Origin of the sequence: Vibrio sp. S12_S33 (assembly GCF_963889785.1) — a bacterium.
GTDB classification, from domain to species: Bacteria; Pseudomonadota; Gammaproteobacteria; order Enterobacterales; family Vibrionaceae; genus Vibrio; species Vibrio aestuarianus.
In genome coordinates this window covers 45,234-64,419 of the sequence record NZ_CAWPQZ010000009.1, presented here as the reverse complement: position 1 = coordinate 64,419, position 19,186 = coordinate 45,234, and the positions used below count along the sequence as shown (strand labels likewise).

Annotated in this window: 18 protein-coding genes; 11 read left to right on the top strand and 7 right to left on the bottom strand. The window is 43.7% G+C overall.

Annotated features, from left to right (window positions below):
• Nucleotides 1-6 precede the first annotated feature (6 nt).
• Both AACW06_RS06440 and tldD read left to right on the top strand, forming a co-directional pair.
• A complete protein-coding gene (locus tag AACW06_RS06440) occupies nt 7-840 on the top strand; it encodes a carbon-nitrogen hydrolase family protein (protein ID WP_192074460.1) in 834 nt (277 codons plus the stop codon).
• Nucleotides 837-2,282: a metalloprotease TldD gene (tldD, locus tag AACW06_RS06435; protein WP_168523484.1), complete on the top strand. Its 1,446-nt coding sequence runs from the start codon at nt 837-839 to the stop codon at nt 2,280-2,282. Before AACW06_RS06440 ends, tldD begins: the two co-directional genes overlap by 4 nt.
• 87 nt (nt 2,283-2,369) lie before the next feature.
• Here the strand turns inward: tldD and arcA are convergent, their stop codons facing one another.
• On the bottom strand, nt 2,370-3,590 hold the full coding sequence (arcA, locus tag AACW06_RS06430) for an arginine deiminase (protein WP_053308805.1): 1,221 nt from the start codon (nt 3,588-3,590) through the stop codon (nt 2,370-2,372).
• A gap of 560 nt (nt 3,591-4,150) precedes the next feature.
• Here arcA and rraB point away from each other — a divergent pair.
• The gene (gene rraB / locus AACW06_RS06425; RefSeq protein WP_168523479.1) at nt 4,151-4,573 is read left to right on the top strand and encodes a ribonuclease E inhibitor RraB; all 423 of its coding nucleotides are present in this window, start codon (nt 4,151-4,153) and stop codon (nt 4,571-4,573) included.
• A 189-nt stretch (nt 4,574-4,762) separates the two neighbouring features.
• Complete coding sequence (locus AACW06_RS06420; RefSeq protein WP_192074459.1) at nt 4,763-5,566, top strand: glycosyl hydrolase 2 galactose-binding domain-containing protein; 804 nt, start codon at nt 4,763-4,765, stop codon at nt 5,564-5,566.
• 101 nt (nt 5,567-5,667) lie between these two features.
• On the opposite strand, the gene AACW06_RS06415 is transcribed toward AACW06_RS06420, so the two are convergent.
• From AACW06_RS06415 to argR, 5 genes are all read right to left on the bottom strand, one after another.
• Nucleotides 5,668-6,060: a DUF2061 domain-containing protein gene (locus AACW06_RS06415; RefSeq protein WP_192074458.1), complete on the bottom strand. Its 393-nt coding sequence runs from the start codon at nt 6,058-6,060 to the stop codon at nt 5,668-5,670.
• A 149-nt stretch (nt 6,061-6,209) separates the two neighbouring features.
• Nucleotides 6,210-6,647, bottom strand: coding sequence for a universal stress protein (locus tag AACW06_RS06410; protein ID WP_192074457.1), 438 nt, complete (start codon nt 6,645-6,647; stop codon nt 6,210-6,212).
• A gap of 85 nt (nt 6,648-6,732) precedes the next feature.
• The gene (locus AACW06_RS06405) at nt 6,733-9,312 is read right to left on the bottom strand and encodes a TRAP transporter permease (RefSeq protein ID WP_192074456.1); all 2,580 of its coding nucleotides are present in this window, start codon (nt 9,310-9,312) and stop codon (nt 6,733-6,735) included.
• A 278-nt stretch (nt 9,313-9,590) separates the two neighbouring features.
• Entirely contained in the window at nt 9,591-10,559 is a 969-nt protein-coding gene (locus AACW06_RS06400) for a TAXI family TRAP transporter solute-binding subunit (RefSeq protein ID WP_192074455.1), read from the bottom strand.
• Between the two features lie 342 nt (nt 10,560-10,901).
• Nucleotides 10,902-11,372: a transcriptional regulator ArgR gene (argR, locus tag AACW06_RS06395; protein WP_192074454.1), complete on the bottom strand. Its 471-nt coding sequence runs from the start codon at nt 11,370-11,372 to the stop codon at nt 10,902-10,904.
• A gap of 323 nt (nt 11,373-11,695) precedes the next feature.
• On the opposite strand from argR, the gene mdh reads away from it, so the two are divergent.
• On the top strand, nt 11,696-12,631 hold the full coding sequence (gene mdh / locus AACW06_RS06390) for a malate dehydrogenase (protein WP_053308765.1): 936 nt from the start codon (nt 11,696-11,698) through the stop codon (nt 12,629-12,631).
• A 427-nt stretch (nt 12,632-13,058) separates the two neighbouring features.
• Complete coding sequence (locus AACW06_RS06385) at nt 13,059-14,465, top strand: basic amino acid/polyamine antiporter (RefSeq protein WP_192074453.1); 1,407 nt, start codon at nt 13,059-13,061, stop codon at nt 14,463-14,465.
• A gap of 128 nt (nt 14,466-14,593) precedes the next feature.
• Here the strand turns inward: AACW06_RS06385 and ispB are convergent, their stop codons facing one another.
• Nucleotides 14,594-15,565, bottom strand: a complete 972-nt coding sequence (gene ispB / locus AACW06_RS06380) for an octaprenyl diphosphate synthase (protein WP_172532105.1) — start codon at nt 15,563-15,565, stop codon at nt 14,594-14,596.
• Nucleotides 15,566-15,837: 272 nt separating this feature from the next.
• On the opposite strand from ispB, the gene rplU reads away from it, so the two are divergent.
• The 5 genes from rplU to AACW06_RS06355 all read left to right on the top strand — a co-directional run bounded on the left by rplU (nt 15,838) and on the right by AACW06_RS06355 (nt 19,179).
• Nucleotides 15,838-16,149 carry a 50S ribosomal protein L21 gene (gene rplU, locus AACW06_RS06375; RefSeq protein ID WP_053308762.1) on the top strand — a complete coding sequence of 104 codons (312 nt, stop codon included), beginning with the start codon at nt 15,838-15,840 and terminating at the stop codon, nt 16,147-16,149.
• A 21-nt stretch (nt 16,150-16,170) separates the two neighbouring features.
• The gene (gene rpmA, locus AACW06_RS06370) at nt 16,171-16,428 is read left to right on the top strand and encodes a 50S ribosomal protein L27 (protein ID WP_053308761.1); all 258 of its coding nucleotides are present in this window, start codon (nt 16,171-16,173) and stop codon (nt 16,426-16,428) included.
• A gap of 222 nt (nt 16,429-16,650) precedes the next feature.
• A complete protein-coding gene (cgtA, locus tag AACW06_RS06365) occupies nt 16,651-17,826 on the top strand; it encodes an Obg family GTPase CgtA (RefSeq protein WP_053308760.1) in 1,176 nt (391 codons plus the stop codon).
• Nucleotides 17,827-17,942: 116 nt separating this feature from the next.
• Nucleotides 17,943-18,704, top strand: coding sequence for a threonine/serine exporter family protein (locus AACW06_RS06360; protein WP_053308759.1), 762 nt, complete (start codon nt 17,943-17,945; stop codon nt 18,702-18,704).
• Between the two features lies 1 nt (nt 18,705).
• Nucleotides 18,706-19,179: a threonine/serine exporter family protein gene (locus AACW06_RS06355; protein WP_053308758.1), complete on the top strand. Its 474-nt coding sequence runs from the start codon at nt 18,706-18,708 to the stop codon at nt 19,177-19,179.
• Nucleotides 19,180-19,186 lie beyond the last annotated feature (7 nt).

The following is a 19,186-nucleotide window of genomic DNA, read 5'->3' as shown; positions in this document are numbered from 1 at the left end:
ACAAGCATGGATAGCGTAGGACTTATTCAAATGACTTCCGGCCCTCGGCCGGAGTTGAATCTTGCTGATATCGAACAACAAGTTAGTCAGTTGGCTGCTCAAGGCGCTCAATGGGTTGTCACACCAGAAAACTCGATTGTATTTGGTACTCGGCAAGATTATCACCAATATGCAGAGCTACTAGGGCAAGGTGATATTCAAGCTAAGTTAGCATCGATTGCGCGTCAGTATCGGGTCTGGTTGTTGGTTGGTAGTATGCCGATTAAGCAAGGTGCTGCTGTGACGACTACATCGTTGCTGTTTGATGCGCAAGGCACACTTTGCGCACATTACGATAAGCTACATATGTTTGATGTTGATGTTACCGATGGCCATCAACGCTATCGAGAGTCTGAAACTTTTACCCCCGGCACAAAGCTGAATGTTGTTTCGACACCATTTGGTCAAATAGGTCTATCCATCTGTTATGATGTTCGCTTTCCTCATTTGTATTCTCAGCTTCGAAAACAAGGTGCGCAGATTTTAATAGTTCCCGCGGCTTTTACCGCTGTGACTGGACAAGCACATTGGGAAATTCTGCTGCGAGCGCGAGCGATAGAAAATCAGTGTTGGGTCGTTGCCGTCGGGCAAACGGGCGTTCATCCATGTGGGCGTGAAACTTGGGGGCATTCTATGGTTATCAATCCTTGGGGTGAAGTTGTCGCAAGCTTAGCCAACCAAGCTGATAACTTGGTGGTTGATATTGATTTAAGCATCGTTGAGCAGATTCGCCAACGCATGCCCATTGCCACACACACACGATTCACGAATCAATTTATAGATGATAAGAGCAAACTATGAGTATTAACCGCATTGAAGATGCACTATTAAAACCCGCTGGCTTAACTGAGCAAGATATTGCTGACACGCTAGCGAGTATTGCTACTCGCCAAATTGATTATGCCGATATCTATTTTCAATCTAGCTGGCATGAGTCATTGGTACTTGAAGACAGCATTATCAAAGATGGTTCATTTAATATCGACTGCGGTGTTGGCGTACGCGCTGTTACCGGAGAGAAAACGGGGTTTGCCTATTCAGACCAAATTCAACTTGAAGGATTGAAACAAAGTGCTATGGCGGCGCGTGGTATTGCTCAGCAAGGTAAAAATGGCCGTGTTCAAGCATTTAAGCGAACCGATAACCAAGCCTTTTACTCTGCGGATAATCCATTAGAAAGCTGGCAAAAGCAGCAAAAAACAGATCTCCTCAAAGAGCTCGATGCTTACATCCGAACTAAAGAACCAATGGTTCAGGAGGTGTCGGTTAGCTTAAGTGGTGTGCACGAACAAATGTTAGTCGCAGCAACTGATGGCACTTATGCGGGTGATATTCGCCCATTGGTTCGTTTGTCTATCAGCGTATTGGCTCAAAAAGGTGACCGCCGTGAGCGAGGTAGTGCTGGTGGTGGTGGACGTTTTGGCTACGACTTTTTCTTGACTGAACAAGACGGAAGCAAAATTGCTTTCCAATTTGCAGATGAAGCGATTCGCCAAGCGTTAGTGAATTTAGAAGCGGTAGCCGCTCCCGCGGGCACTATGCCAGTGGTCTTGGGTTCTGGCTGGCCGGGTGTACTGCTTCACGAAGCGGTCGGACATGGTCTGGAAGGTGATTTCAACCGTAAAGGCTCATCGGTATTTTCCGGTAAGATCGGCCAAAAAGTGACGTCAGATCTTTGTACTATTGTTGACGATGGTACTTTGAAAGATTTGCGTGGTTCACTCAATGTTGATGATGAAGGGGTGAACGGCCAATACAATACCTTGATTGAAAAGGGCGTATTGAAAGGTTACATGCAAGATAAGCTTAATGCGCGCTTGATGGGCGTTAACCCGACCGGTAACGGTCGTCGTGAATCTTACGCACATTTGCCTATGCCGCGTATGACCAATACTTACATGTTGCCAGGTGAACACACACCAGAAGAGATCATTTCTACCGTTAAAAAAGGGGTGTATGCGCCTAACTTTGGCGGTGGTCAGGTCGATATTACATCTGGTAAGTTTGTTTTCTCAGCTTCAGAAGCTTACATGATTGAAAATGGTAAGATCACTCACCCAATTAAAGGTGCAACCTTGATCGGTTCAGGGATTGAAGCTATGCAGCAGGTGTCGATGGTCGGCAATGATCTAAGCATTGACCGTGGCGTTGGCGTGTGTGGTAAAGCAGGACAAAGTGTACCAGTGGGTGTCGGTCAGCCCACACTTAAACTTGATTCCTTGACGGTTGGCGGCACGGAATAAGCACTTTTTGGGTGGTTAGATTTACAAAAAAGCGGCGATATGATTCGCCGCTTTTTTATGAGGCAATACTTATCAAGTTAGAAATGGTTAAATACCATCGCGTTCAATTGGGCAACTCATGCAGCGTGCTCCACCGCGACCGCGTCCAAGCTCATTTCCTGGAATCGTAAGTACTTCAATACCTGCTTTATCGTATTTTTCGTTGGTATACACATTGCGTTCGTAACCGATAACCACGCCTGGCTTTACTGTCAGTACGTTGTTAGCATCATTCCACTGTTCACGCTCTGCTTCATAGCTGTCACCACCAGTGGTGATGATTTTAAGGTAATCAACCTCGAGGGCCGATTCAATGGCGTGAATATAACTGGGGACATTTTCGACCTGTATATCAGCATCGTTTTTTGGTGTTAAACGCCAGGTATCTAAGTCTTTACGCATAATTTCCGGATAGACAGAGAACGTATCAATATCCATATGTGTCATGACGGTATCTAGGTGCATGCAAGAGCGATGTTTGGGTAAATTAACCGCAATTACCTCTTTGGCTTGACCATGTTTGAATAGGTTCGCCGCTAAATTTTCTACACCTTGTGGTGTGGTTCGTTCTGAAATACCAATCAGAACCGCACCTTTACCAATCACCAGTACGTCACCACCCTCGATATTGGCATTATCGTAATGCAGATCTTCATCGCCAAAATATTTAATGAAATCTTGACCAGCAAAGACTGGGTGCCAGCGATAAATTGCACGCAGATGGTTAGTTTCACGTTGACGAGCTGGTTTCATCATTGGGTTGAGTGATACGCCACCGTATACCCAGCATGATGTATCACGAGTGAATAGGTGGTTAGGTAGAGGCTCAATCACAAAATCCAATGGTCTATGCATCTTTGGTAGCATTGATGATGAAGGTATCGGTAGTTCAGAATAGGCTAGCCCACCAAGTAAAATAGTGGCAAGGTGCTCGTTGTCCATCTCGGCTAGATAACGGCGAAGATCGCGAGCAAAGATCGGCCCGTAGCGAAAATCAGATATCTGAGTATCAAGCAGCCAGGTTTTTGCTTCTGCCACCGCTAAGGTATCGACTAAAAGATCATGCAATAGCAATACTTCGACATCCTGCTTTCTTAGTGTATCAGCAAAAGCATCGTGTTCTTTTCCCGCATCTTCGACCGCGAGAACGTCATCAAACAGCAGTTCATGACAGTTCGAAGGGGTGAGATGGGTTAAGGCGCGTTCTGGTCGATTTAACAGTACTCTTCGTAAATGGCCTACTTCAGATCCCACGTACAACTTACTCATTTTGTATCCTTACTCTTATTCCTGAGGCTATTAATGACAAGCTTACCGTTAAGATGCAAGTTATCCTTCTGGCAATATAAACCAAAAAAATCAAAATGATTGGTTTTAAATTTTATTAATATTTACTTTAATGCTCATAAATTCCAATTTTGCATAAATAAGAGCTAGAATAGAAAATGCCTTATTATGCGCTTTTGCGTAAAATAGAAAGTAATCAAGCATGAACAATATATGCATAAAATTTCGCTTTTATGCGTTTTTAGTGAATAAAGGTCAGAGATTCTCTGTAAGTTCTAATTTTCGAATATGCATGGATGATCGATAAATGGGCACTTTCAGGCGTAATTCACCAAAAACGATAGGCAGATAATCTGCTGAAGTGGTCAATTGAAAATAAATTGTTAAATTATGCTGTCTCGCCGCTTTACGAGAGTTTTAAGGTGAATGATCTTCTACAAAGATAACGATCTTAATACTTTGTTGGTGGTAATTTTTAGCGATCCATGCCATATTTCGTCGCAATTCATTTAGATCTATTTTTGCCAAATCTGGAGCGCCTTATGTCTCAACCTCAACAAGATGATTACGTGTCCGTTGAAGAGTTAATTGAAATCCAAAAAGAGGATACTCGCGACATCATTCAAGCACTATTGGAAGATGGAAGTGATCCAGAAGCGTTATATGAGATTGAGCACCATCTGTTTGCCGAAGATTTTGACACGTTAGAAAAAGCGGTAGTTGAAGCATTTAAAATGGGTTTTGAAGTTCTTGAAGCTGAAGAAACTGAAGATGAAGATGGTAATAAATTACTGTGCTGTGATGCGACAATGCAGTCAACGCTCAATGCAGAAGCCATTGACGAACAAGCGGCTAAGCTTATCAATCTTGCTGAAAAATATGACATCATCTACGACGGATGGGGCACTTACTACGAAGGTGAGGATGCACTGTACGGTGACGACGACGAGGATGATGAAGAGTAATTCCTCAGTTAAAGAATGCCAGCCTTGTTGCTGGTATTTTTTTATCTGCAACTAGGCAAAGTGCATTTATTTATCCAACATTTCATCTTTGCTTATCTCGGACTACAGAATAAATAGTTACCTGTAAGCGCACATTTGAGTGCTTTTTTTGTATATAATGCAACAAAATTGATCTGGCTCAAGTTTATTATGCAACTTTCTCTCGCTGGCTTTTGGCAGCTTTCACCGTTGACTGATTTGTCGATCCCTCAAGATGATCTGTGCTTTCCTGCTCCTCTTAGTCAAGTTTTGCCTGAAACAATGACAGAGCAGCAGATTGCCGAACAAGAATGGCACTTGATGCATGATATTGATGTCGATGAGTCTATGCTGGCGTTTGCCGCGGTAGATTTGGTATTGGAAGGGATCGATTTTTATGCCGAAATACGTTTAAACGGTGTGGCCCTTTTTGATTGTGATGGTAGCCAGTCTATCTATAAAAAAGATATTCGTCCTTTAATGCAGCCTGGGCGTAATCGTTTTGAGATTTTATTTCTCGAACAAGAAGAAGAGTGGTTGCTTGACGAAGAAGAAGCGATTGAACTTTGTCCACTGGGCCATCATCAAGTTAAAAAGTACGATCAACGAATCGGTATTTGGCAGCAGCCGTATCTACAGTGTATTCGTCACGTTCGTTTAGAGCATGTGACCACTGAACAGATTTGGCACCACGGTGGTGGGTGTGAGTTTTTGGTCAATCTGCACTACCAAACCTACTCACCAGGGTTGGTGGCGGCGGTGGTTAAATTTAATGGTATGAGCTATCAGTTGCCGATCGATGTACGTCAAGATCACGCCAGTGCGCTATTTCAAGTTGAAGCCCCTAAATATGCTGATCTGAATAAGCTTGATCCGAGTGATCTTTACACGTTAACTGTGCAACTTGATGGACAGCAGCAATCATTTCATATCGCATTGAGTGAAGATTTATGTGTCACTCATTTTCCTTTGTAAACCTTGCGCTGTGAAGTTGCTGACGGCGCTCAACTTTCCCAATTATCTTGTTTATAGCCATTGAGGGGCTTGTTTGCACCTCACTGCAACTTCAAAACATTTTAGTGTGAACAATGGGCTGGGTGCCAAGTGGCTGCATGTTTGCGTTGCCAAAATTTCTCGTAGAAGTAGTAAGCACAAGTGTTAATACTTGGTTCGATCATCGCCATTACCCCACCAATTAAAAAGCTCCCTGTCATTAAGTAGGCGACCCTAAAGGCGACATTAAAATGTATGACAGCAAAACTGGTGGTTTTGATTGTGGCGGACTGAGCAAAGCGTTGCAGCGGTGAATATTGAGCCCATAGCTTCTCATGGAAGTAAAAAGCAACTGTGTTGACCATAGGTTCAAGCATAGCAATCAAGCTACCGAGAATGATGTCACCGGTTAATAAATAAGCCACTGTAAACGCAATGCTAAAATGTATAGCTGCAAAGTTAAGTGTCTTTTTCATGTCGTATACCTATTAATTATCTATGGGATACAAACATTATTGATAACTATTCTCACAATGGAAAGGCGGAAATATCGATTAATGTGATAGTCGATTCCTAACGTAAAAAAAGGCGCATTCAGCGCCTTTTTACGGTGGGGATAAGGTTTTTAACCTTGTGGCTTTACAACCAACACGTTAATCGGTGAATGCTGCACGACTTTACTCGCCACTGAACCCAACATGACTTTATCGATCTTCGAGCGTTTATGGCTTGGCATCACAATCAGATCCGCTCCGAGTTTTTCTGCATAATCTAAAATGGTCGCGTAGGTTTTGCCTTCTGCTACGTGCAGTTTGTAAATAATTTCATCATCGATATGCTGATCAGCGAACTGTTTGAGCTGCTGCTTGATATCACTTTTCATTTTAGCCGCAGCATCTTTAGGGAAGTAAGTTGCGACCATCGACATGTGAATGCCAGGTAGTACATTTAATAGATGAATTTCAGCGTTTGAATGTCTTGCATGCCAAACAGCAAGTTCAACGGCTTTATCTGCAAAGCCTTTATCATTTAGGTCAACTGGAACAAGGATATGTTTATACATTATTGTTTATCTCATTGTGCGATATGGCGCTTTGGAGCACCTTGTTTCCGTTAAGTATATGCCTAGCTTTAGCTAGGCATATTGATTAAGCGCGTATTTTTTGTGTTCTGATACGACGTTTTTGATTCCATGCTAAAGCAATGACCAATAGTAGCGCAGGTAGGAATACCCACTCTTTCATTGGACGGTCACTATCAACCACGACTGAGCGAATTTCCCAATCGAAATCAATCCCTGATGCTTCTGCTGGGCTACCAAATTCAATCATGTCGACAATCATACGGTTATTGACTTGCTTGAGAGTTAGCCCCATAGACTGAATACGCTCTTCAGCGCTTACTGCTTCATCATTAAAAGGCAGTAGTACCGTTTTTGAACGGAAATCTCCGTCAAGTGTTTCACCAGCAACGATCAGTTCAATAGACTCTCCGACATTGAGTCCCTCAGTAATTTGAGCAATCTCAGTTCCTGGATGGATCTCGGTCGCTGGGTAAATCATATCCCACCAAAAACCAGGGCGGAAGAATGAGAAAGTGAGCACCAGCAATAAGACGGTTTCCCACCATTTGCTGCGAGTAAACCACCACCCTTGAGTTGCTGCTGAGAACAGTAGCATCGCCGTGATGGCTGAGAAGATGGTCAATGCTAAATGCCACCAAGTATCAATACCCATCAACAGTAGTTGTGTATTAAACACGAACATAAATGGCAAAATAGCGGTACGAATATCGTAGGCAAAACCTTGAATACCAGTACGAATCGGATCTGATTTCGCGATAGCAGCCGCGGCAAAGGCCGCGAGACCAACCGGTGGTGTATCATCTGCCAAAATACCGAAGTAGAACACAAATAGGTGGACTGCAATCAGTGGAATGATAAGCCCATGTGCCGCACCTAAAGTAACAATCACCGGAGCCATTAACGTCGATACAACGATATAGTTAGCTGTTGTTGGTAGACCCATACCGAGGATCAGACTGATCACTGCGGTGAAGAGCAACATCATGATCACGCTACCACCAGAGATGAACTCAACAAAATCAGTCATGACGAGACCAATCCCCGTCAACGTGACGACACCGACGACAGTCCCTGCAGCCGCTGTTGCTACACCAATACCGATCATGTTGCGAGCGCCAGACACTAGGCTTTCACTTAAGTCAATAAAACCCGCTTTGATCTGGATATTCACATCATTGGTTTTGTTAATGAGCGACATGAGAGGTCGTTGAGTGATCAAAATAAAGATCATAAACACGGTGGCCCAGAAGGCGGAAAGTCCTGGGGAAAAACGTTCTACCGTTAAGCACCATACTAGAACCACAATTGGTAAGAGGTAATGAAGACCAGACTTTACCGTCGGACCCGGATCTGGAACTTCGGTCAGTTCAGCATCCATATCCATTGCCCCTTCAGCGGCATAGCTAGCAGAGATCTTAACTAAGGCGACATAGGTCAACAGTAATGCAATAGTAACGATAGAGGTTGCTGCTGCGCCGAATACGTTTTTAGTCCAGCCAATGCCGTAATAAACGACAGCGCTGATGACGCACAGACCTAAAATTGTGCCGGTAAAAGAGAGCAAGCTGTGAAGCAAGGTCGGTGTATTACGACGAGGTAGTCCGGTCATACCGGCTTTACAGGCTTCCAAATGCACAATATAGATCAGCGCAATGTAAGAGATGAGTGCAGGCAGTAATGCGGCACGGATAACTTCAACGTACGAGATACCGACATATTCGACCATTAAAAATGCCGCCGCTCCCATGATTGGTGGCGTTAATTGTCCGTTGGTTGATGCCGCAACCTCGACCGCTCCGGCTTTAGTACCCGGAAAACCAACCCGTTTCATCAATGGTATGGTAAAGGTTCCGGTTGTCACAACGTTGGCAATTGATGAGCCAGATACTAGGCCAGATAAACCGGATGCAACCACCGCAGCTTTTGCTGGACCACCACGCATATGGCCAAGCATTGAAAACGCGACTTTTATGAAATAAGCACCGGCTCCCGCACGCTCAAGCATGGCGCCAAATAAAACAAAGAGGAAGACAAAAGAAGTGGATACCCCTAACGCAACCCCAAATACCCCTTCGGTCGTTAGCCATAAATGCGACATTGCTTTATTTAAGCTTGCACCTTTATGAGCAATGACATCTGGCATGTATGGGCCGCCAAAGGTATAGAGCAAGAATATCGCAGCCACCATCATTAACGGTGGACCTAACGCTCTGCGTGTTGCTTCAAGAAGTAACACCATGCCAATGACTGAAACGACGATGTCCAATATTGTTGGAGCTCCCGAACGCCCCGCCAACTCGGTATAAAAAAGGTAGATGTAGGCAGCCGAGAAACTTCCTGCTAAGGCCAATAGCCAGTCGATAAGAGGAATGCGATCTCGCGATGAACTCTTCATGGCGGGATAAGCGGTAAACGCGAGGAATACGGCAAAAGTAAGATGAATGGCTCGTGCTTGAGTATCGTTCAAGACAGCAAAATTGAAGATAAATGGTAACGGTGATGCATACCAAAGTTGGAACAATGACCAACATAGTGGGACAAACCATAGAATGCGCCCAGATAACCCATTTGGGTTTCTTGCGCCAGTATCGGATTGCGCCACCATTTCTTGCACATCGGTAGACTGAGTCGTTGTCTTCGTCATGTACGTTATCCTTATTATGTGATGGTCTGATCTGAAAAGTTTCCATACATCAGTGCATTCGGCATGAATGATTCATTGCCGTGAACAGATTAGTAGGGTTTTCAGGAATCGATCAAAGTTGGTTTTCTAATCATTGAAAACCAAAATACATCCCTAAGATATAGAGTTTTAACAGCTTGGCTAAACTCTAACGGTTTGGAATATATGAATGTGTTAATGAAAGGAGGCATGACACCTCCTTTCTGGTTCGCTAAGTTATGAGTTATCGCAGTGCGACATTATTTTAGCAGGCCAATTTCTTTGTAGTATTTTTCAGCGCCAGGGTGAAGAGGAATAGAGATCCCCGCTTTTACCATGTCTTCTTTTTTCAAGTTTGCGAAAGCAGGGTGTAGGCGTTTAAAGGTATCAAAATCTTCAAATACTGCTTTAGCTAAGTTGTAGGCCACATCGTCTGAAACGTCAGTGCTCGTCACTAATGTTGCCGCTACACCAAAGCTTTTCACATCTTGCTCTGTACCACGGTACATGCCAGCAGGTACTGTGCTATATGCATAGTAAGGGTTGCCTGCGACGATTTTGTCAATCTCAGGTCCTGTTGCAGAAACTAATTTCGCATCACAAGAAGTTGTTGCTTCTTTGATTGAACCATTTGGGTGTCCAACCATGTAAATGAAGGCATCAATTTTGTTATCACATAATGCTTGAGAACGCTCAGAGCCTTTTAGTTCAGAGGCAAGTTTGAAGCTATCGTTAGTCCAACCCATCGCATCCATAACAACGCCCATGGTTGCGCGGTCACCAGATCCTGGGTTACCAATGTTGACACGTTTACCTTTCAGGTCTGCTACGCCATTAATGCCAGAATCAGCACGTGCGATGATGTTGAAAGGCTCGGTATGAAGTGAGAAAACCGCACGTAGTTTTTTGTATGGACCTTGCTCTTCAAATTTACTGGTACCATTGTAGCCATGGTACTGCCAGTCTGACTGAACGATACCGAAATCTAACTCACCAGCACGAATAGTGTTAACGTTGTAGATAGAGCCGCCAGTTGATTCTACAGAACAACGAATGTTGTGATCTTTACGTCCTTTGTTGACAAGTTTACAAATCGCACCGCCCGTTGGGTAATAAACACCCGTCACCGAGCCAGTACCAATTGTTATGAACCCTTGAGCATTGACCGCACCCGCGCCAATCACTGCAGCTGCAATCGCTCCAACTTTAATCAATTTATTCAATGCCATGAATTTTCCTTCCTTATCCATTATTAACCCCATAAATAATAGCAATATAGGGGTAGTTTCCTTAACTAGGAAACGTCGTCTTTTTCAATCCGTGTGTTGAAAAAGCGGCTAAATAATACCAAAAAATCGACACATAATTATAGGAATGTTAAAAAACATAGCGAAATAGGCTATATATTAGTGACTCCTTTAGTGTCAAATATATGACAATAGCTTGCTTATCAATGAGTTATTATCACTTAATTAGTGATGTCTTATTTTTGAAGATGTGAACAGAGTCACGCCTCAATAAGCGGCACGACTCTGATAATGTTAGAAAATGAGCGGAGTTTGAGCTGAAGTTTAACCTGTGTATTCAAACAGATCGCAAACAGAATCAAATAGTTGCTTTGTTGTGACATTCAAAGTTGGGGTGATAAAAATCGTATCATCACCGGCTACTACGCCTAAAATACCTTCTGATTTCCCCAAAGAGTCGAGCAAGCGAGCAATAAGCTGCGCTGCGCCAGGGCCGGTATGGATCACAACCAGTGCAGCGTTATGGTCGATATCTAGCACCAGTTCGCGCAGTGAGCTTGATACTGTCGGAACCCCAAGCTCAGCAGGAAGGCAGTAAACCATTTCCATTTTTGCATTGCGAGTACGTACGGCACCAAACTTAGTGAGCATGCGAGAAACTTTAGATTGATTGATATTCTCAAACCCTCCGTTACGCAGTGCATCAACGATGTCACCTTGAGAGCCGAATCGTTCTTCTTTTAGTAGGGCTTTAAAAACACGAACTAGATTATCTTGCTTATCATTATTGCGCATAGTCATCATCTTCGATTGAACATTTATTGCTGCATATTCTCGCATAGCTATGCATTTATCGCCAAACTATCCTGCAAAAGTGTCTAAAAGGTCACTGTAAAGTTGGCGTAAAACTTTAGTCGAATAGCGGCTTAAGCTTTTGTCAGTAAAGATAATAAGCGTCATAATCGCCATTGGTTTTGTGGCACGTTTTTTTGCGATTGCGCAAGGTCGCAAAGCTGACGTTAATTGATTGTAATCATATTGTGATTGCTATAGCGTTTTACCTTAAAAATACCCTACGAAAAACATTTATAAGAGATTAACTCTCAAGGAGAACTACGATGAAAGTAGCTGTTATTGGTGCCGCTGGTGGCATCGGTCAAGCCCTAGCACTTCTACTTAAAAACCGTCTTCCTGCTGGTTCAGATCTAGCATTATACGATATTGCACCAGTTACCCCTGGTGTTGCTGCTGATCTTAGCCATATCCCGACACCGGTATCGATCAAAGGTTATGCTGGAGAAGATCCAACGCCAGCACTGGAAGGTGCGGATGTGGTGTTAGTTTCAGCTGGTGTTGCGCGCAAACCAGGTATGGATCGTGCTGATCTATTTAATGTTAACGCTGGCATTGTTAAAGCGTTGGCAGAAAAAATTGCGAAAGTGTGCCCTAAAGCTTGCGTTGGTATCATCACCAACCCAGTAAACACAACAGTGCCAATTGCGGCTGAAGTATTGAAAAAAGCGGGTGTGTACGACAAGCGTAAATTATTTGGTGTGACTACACTGGATGTTATTCGTTCTGAAACCTTTGTGGCAGCACTTAAAGATAAAGATCCAGGCCAGGTTCGTGTACCTGTTATTGGTGGTCACTCTGGTGTCACTATTTTGCCTCTTCTATCTCAAGTTGAAGGCGTTGAGTTTAGCGCTGAAGAAGTCGAAGCTTTAACTAAGCGTATTCAAAACGCTGGTACTGAAGTGGTTGAAGCAAAAGCGGGTGGCGGTAGTGCAACACTTTCTATGGGACAAGCGGCTTGCCGTTTTGGTCTGTCTTTAGTGAAAGCACTGCAAGGTGAACCTGGTATTGTTGAGTGCGCTTACGTTGATGGTGGTAGCGAACATGCTTCTTTCTTTGCTCAACCAATCAAATTAGGCAAAGACGGCGTAGAGGAAGTATTAAGCTACGGTGTATTAAGTGCTTATGAGCAAGCTGCTTTGGACGGCATGCTTGAAACACTGCAAGGTGATATCGCTATTGGTGTTGAATTCGCTAAATAATCGCGAAACATCATGACTCTAAAAATGCTGCTCTTTTAAGAGCGGCATTTTTTATAGGCTAAATGTTTTCATAACAGCACTTTAACCGGTTTAGTATTTGTGTGTTTTAAGCGGTTTAATCGCTATATTTACCTGTTTTTAGTAATTGATTTTAATTTTAATTTTTAAGGCCAACTCAGAGTTATTGTTTGAGTAAATGCAACTTTTTATATTAAGACGCTTTTCTGTGTGTAAAATGCGGAGTTTTTTACTGTTTTCACTGTTATTTTGATGATGAACTTACTATCTTTTTGATCCTCGGCAATGAAGTTGCCATCTTTATCACTATCTAGGTGATAAAGATCACTTAAGGGCTATGTCTTATCATATTGTTCTCTAAAATAGCGCCTTCTTCCTCGTATGTGTAGATACTCACAGGAACATCACCATGGATAATAAACTCGGTTTAGGCTCACTCACAGCGCTTGTCATTGGCTCAATGATTGGTGCTGGTGTATTTAGCCTGCCGCAAAATATGGCCTCTGTGGCTAGCCCTTTAGCCGTCATGATTGGATGGGGGATCACTGGTATAGGGATGATCTTTCTTGCGCTTTCTTTCCAACAACTAGCGATCCATAAGCCGCACATCAATAGCGGTGTGTTTGGTTTCGCCAGAGAGGGTTTTGGAGACTTTGCAGGTTTTTGTTCTGCCTGGGGTTATTGGTTTAGTGCCATGGTCGCCAATGTTTCTTATCTAGTCATCGTTTTTAGCACGTTGGGGATGTTTTTTGATAGCCCTGATAGCGTCATTTTCGGACCAGGAAATACTTGGGTTTCTATTGCTAGTGCTTCGGTATTACTCTGGCTTGTGCATTTACTGGTGTTAAGGGGAGTGCAAACCGCAGCGTTTATTAACCTCATTACTACCTTCGCGAAAATGGTACCTTTAGTTCTGTTTATTCTTTGCGCTGCATTTGCCTTTAGTTGGGATAAATTTACGCTAGATTTTACTGGGCTTCATTTTGGCAGCGAACACGATCTGCTTACCCAAATCAAAAGCACAATGTTGATTACCGTGTGGGTGTTCATTGGTATTGAAGGTGCTGTCGTCGTGTCTAGTCGAGCTCGTCATCGTGCTGATATTGGCAAAGCGACCATTCTCGGTTTGTTGACAGCTCTGACGATATATGTGCTGGTGACGTTGCTGTCAATGGGTGTTATCAAGCCGGTAGAACTGGCGCAATATCAGAATCCATCAATGGCAAAAGTACTGACCATGATTATTGGCCCGTGGGGCGAGTACATCATTGGTATCGGTCTTATTATTTCTGTTTGTGGGGCATTTTTAAGCTGGACAGTACTGGCATCCGAAGCACCATTTTTATGCGCAAAAGATAAAGTGTTTCCAGCAATTTACGCTAAACAAAATGCAGCGGGCAGCCCGGTTAAGGCGTTGACGTTAACCAATATTTGTATCCAGTGTTCATTGATTTTAGTGATGTATGCAGGTAGTACCTATGACACATTGTTGATCTTTGCATCTGAAATGATCTTAGTGCCATATTTTTTGGTCGGTGCATTCACGCTTAAGCTGGCGATTGAACAGAAAAATCGTGGCAAGTTACTCATCATTGGTTTGTCGGCGACGATTTATGGGGTGTGGTTGCTGTACGCTTCTGGTTTGCATTATTTGATGCTCTCTGCATTGCTGTATCTGCCAGGGCTTTATTTCTACATCAAAGCTAAACGAGAGCAGGGCATTCATCCATTCCAAGGGAGAGAGAAGTTTGGCGCGTGTGCTTTGACCGTTGTTGCTGTTGTTGCTTGTGGGATGATTTGGCAAGGTGGGTTGTAGCTTAAGGCTTACTAGAATGATGAAGAGCCTTGATAACAAGGCTCTTCATCTCTGTTTGTCTAATGCTTGATTACTTGCGGATAAAATAGAAGAACAAATCGCAAGTTATATCGAGCCATCATCATCGGTTACTTAGTGCGGTTCACTGCCATATGAGCCAGTGTAATCAACGCCTGTTTGTAATCGCTATCAGTAATTACAGCAAGTTCAGCGATCGCTTTATCGGCTTCTTGTTGCGCTTTTTGCGTTGTATATTCTAACGAACCTGTCTGCTTCATGACCGCTAGAATTTCATCTAAACGCTCCATGCCATTCGATTTTTCAATTGCCTCGCGGATCATACTGGCTTGTTCTGGTGTACCATTTTGCATGGCATACAGCAGTGGTAAAGTGGGTTTACCTTCCGCTAGATCATCACCAACGTTCTTGCCCATCTCTTTTCCATCAGAGGTGTAATCCATCACGTCATCAATGAGCTGGAAAGCGGTGCCGAGGTATTTGCCGTAATTTTGTAAAGCTGTTTCGATCTCTTGAGGGGCATCGTTTAAGATAGCGCCAATTTGAGTTGCCGCTTCAAATAAACGTGCCGTTTTTGAGTAGATCACCTGCATATAACTTTCTTCGGTGGTGTCAGGATCATTACAGTTCATTAACTGCTGAACTTCACCTTCCGCAATGACGTTTACAGCATCGCTCATTAACTCGAGGATCCTTAATGATCCTAACTTAGTCATCATTTGGAATGAACGGGTGTAGATGAAGTCTCCGACCAACACGCTGGCGGCATTACCAAATGCGGCATTGGCAGTTGCTTTGCCACGACGCATGTCAGACTCATCGACGACATCATCGTGCAACAAGGTCGCAGTATGAATAAATTCGATAAATGCGGCTGCGGTCGTGTGCGCCTCTCCCTGATAACCGAGAGCGCGAGCTGACAAGATAGCCAGCAGAGGGCGCAGGCGTTTACCTCCGCCACTGACAATATAAAACCCTAATTGGTTGATTAAAGATACATCAGAGTTGAGCTGAGCTTGAATTGTTTCATTCACTTTTGCCATGTCGTTGGCAGTAAGTGTTTGGATAGCGTTAAAATCCATGATTGATCCGGCTGAAGTTAGAACCTATAAGGTATTTTGTTCTTCTATAATTCTCGAATAATACACTAAAAAACGTTGATTAATACATGGCTTAAAGGCATGATTGCGGCACTTTTCATTGGCGATTAGCTTTTCGCCAATTTTTTCAAAATATGGCTTGTCTTAGGGTACTCATTCGCGTAGAATCTGCGCCCTATTGATGATTAGTTTAGCGCACACCCAAATTGCTCAAATAAAAAGCATACGGCTGTGCGGAAAGAGCGGAGTAAAATATGTACGCTGTTTTCCAATCTGGTGGTAAACAACACCGTGTAAGCGAAGGTCAAACTCTTCGTTTAGAGAAATTAGACGTTGAAACTGGTGCAACTGTTGAATTTGATAAAGTTCTTCTAGTTGCTAACGGTGAGGTTATCACTGTTGGTGCACCTCTTGTTGAAGGCGGTAAAATTACTGCTGAAGTAGTACAACACGGTCGTGGCGATAAAGTTAAAATCGTTAAGTTCCGTCGTCGTAAACACTCTCGTAAGCAGCAAGGCCACCGTCAGTGGTTCACTGAAGTGAAAATCACTGGCATCAACGCTTAAGTAATTTAGGAGAGTTTAACAATGGCACACAAAAAAGCTGGCGGTTCTACTCGTAACGGCCGCGATTCAGAAAGCAAACGTCTTGGTGTTAAGCGTTTCGGTGGTGAATCTGTTCTTGCAGGTAACATCATCGTTCGTCAACGTGGTACTAAGTTCCACGCAGGCACTAACGTTGGTATTGGTAAAGACCATACTCTTTTCGCTCTTACCGAAGGTAAAGTGAAGTTTGAGGTCAAAGGTTCTAAAAACCGTAAATTTGTTAGCATCGAAGCTGAATAAGTTTAATACCTAGCTGAATTCAAAAGCCCTGCCGTTACGGTGGGGTTTTTTATTTATCAGTCGAACAGAAAAGAAGACACTCTAATCGCTAGAGTTTCTCCTTATGTGTTCCAATTGCAGGTGAAACAAAGGATGACCAAGGTCGATTCTGAGTCTGTATCTGCTAGAATTTATATCATTGTGTAACAGTGATATCGCAGCGCAAATAGTGCGGAGTAACAAATGAAATTCGTTGATGAAGCGGTAATTAAAGTCGAAGCGGGCGATGGCGGTAACGGTGTCGTTAGCTTTTGGCGTGAAAAATTCGTGGCGAAAGGTGGCCCTGACGGTGGCGATGGCGGTGATGGTGGTGACGTCTACATTCAAGCTGACGAAAACCTTAATACTCTAATTGACTACCGATTCCAGCGTTTCTACGCAGCTGAGCGTGGTAAAAATGGTAGTGGTGGTAACTGTACTGGTAAACGCGGTAAGGACATTACGCTAAAAGTCCCTGTCGGTACGCGTGCGGTTGATATCCATACCAATGAAGTGGTTGGTGAAGTTGCTGAGCATGGCAAAACTGTCATGGTCGCAAAAGGCGGTTGGCACGGTCTAGGAAACACTCGCTTTAAGTCCTCGGTTAACCGTGCTCCACGTCAAAAGACAATGGGTACTAAAGGTGAAGTCCGTGAGTTGCGTCTTGAGCTATTGCTGCTTGCTGATGTCGGTATGCTTGGTTTACCTAATGCGGGTAAGTCGACGTTCATTCGCTCTGTTTCTGCTGCAAAACCGAAAGTTGCCGATTATCCATTTACAACCTTAATCCCAAGCTTAGGCGTGGTGAGTGTTGTCCCTGAGAAGAGCTTTGTGGTTGCCGATATTCCAGGCTTGATCGAAGGCGCTGCGGATGGTGCTGGCTTGGGTATCCGCTTCTTAAAACACCTAGAGCGTTGTCGCGTGTTGCTGCATATGATCGACATCATGCCGATTGATCAAAGTGATCCGGCGCAAAATGCACTAACCATCATTGATGAGCTCGAGCAATACAGCGAGAAAGTAGCACAAAAACCACGTTGGTTAGTGTTCAACAAAGTTGATCTTATGCTGGAAGAAGAAGCGGATGAAAAGATCCAAGAGATCTTGGAAGCATTGGCTTGGGAAGGTAAATACTTCAAAATTTCGGCTGTGAATAAGAAAGGCACCGCGGAGTTATGCCGTGAGCTGGCTGACTTTATGGAAACATTACCTCGTGAAAAAGAAGAGCTAAGCGAAGCGCAAAAAGTTGACTTCATGTGGGATGATTACCATAAAGATGCAATGAGTGGTCAGAACGTTATTACTGAAGATGACGATGATGATTGGGACGATTGGGATGACGAAGAAGATGACGGTCACGTTATCTATGTTCGTGATTAATTTTGTCCAAAGTATTGAGCCGCAATAGCAATTGCGGCTTTTTTGTGTCTAAATCAAATTTCAGATACTTATTTTCGTGCAAAATGTTGCACTTTTAGGACGTTAGGAAAGGAATCATGGCATCCAAACAGAGATCGGTTTCTCGATTAGTCGCCCAAGCAGGGCAGATGTTATTAGCGCATGGTGCTGAAAGCACTTTAGTGGGTGATATTATGCGTCGAATGGGCGCAGCCTGTGGAATGAGTGAAGTGGAAGTATCACTTTCCGCCAGTTCGTTAGTATTGACTACCGTTTATGATAGCCACTGCATTACGACCGCTCGTCGTTGCCCTGATCGTGGTATCAACATGCGAGTTGTGACTCAAGTGCAGCGCATTTGTATCATGATGGAGAAAGGAATTTTAGACTATTCTCTTGCACAGAAGAAACTCAATCAAATAAGTCCAGAGCGCTATAATCGTTGGTTAGTGGTGGTGATGATCGGTCTTTCATGTGCGGCATTCGCTCGTTTGGCTGGCGGAGATTGGACCGTATTTGCAATGACTTTCATTGCTTCTGCTGTAGGCATGATCGTTCGCCAAGAAATAGGCCATCGCCACTTTAATCCGCTCGTCAACTTTGCGGTCACAGCATTTGTTACGTCTACCATTTCTACTCAAGCGGTCATTTACCAATTAGGTAATAAGCCGACCATTGTCATGGCTTCTTCGGTATTGATGTTAGTGCCTGGTTTTCCATTGATTAATGCGGTTGCTGATATGCTCAAAGGCTACATCAATATGGGCATTGCCCGTTTTGTCATGGCCAGCTTACTCACCTTGGCAACTAGTCTTGGGATTGTGGCTGCGATGAGTCTGACTGGCGTGTGGGGGTGGTAACATGGATTGGATGAATTTATTGATTGGCTTAGCTAATGATATGTTTTTTGCAGCGATTCCTGCGGTGGGTTTTGCTTTGGTATTCAATGTGCCCGTACCTGCGCTTAAGTACTGTGCTTTAGGTGGTGCGATTGGTCATGGCTCGCGTTATTTGATGATGCAATTTGGTATTCCAATTGAGTGGGCGACTTTTTTCGCCGCAACCATTGTTGGAATGGTCGGCGTTAATTGGTCGCATAAATTTTTGGCACACCCCAAAGTGTTCACTGTGGCGGCGTTAATCCCGATGGTACCTGGTGTCTTTGCTTTTAAAGCAATGATCGCCATGGTTGAAATTAACCATCTTGGCTTCACCCCTGAACTGTTTTCGACGCTGATGGCTAATTTTCTGAAGGCAATGTTTATTATTGCCGGCTTAGCGGTTGGTCTCGCGGTACCAGGCTTGCTATTCTATCGCCGTAAACCCATTGTTTAGAACATTG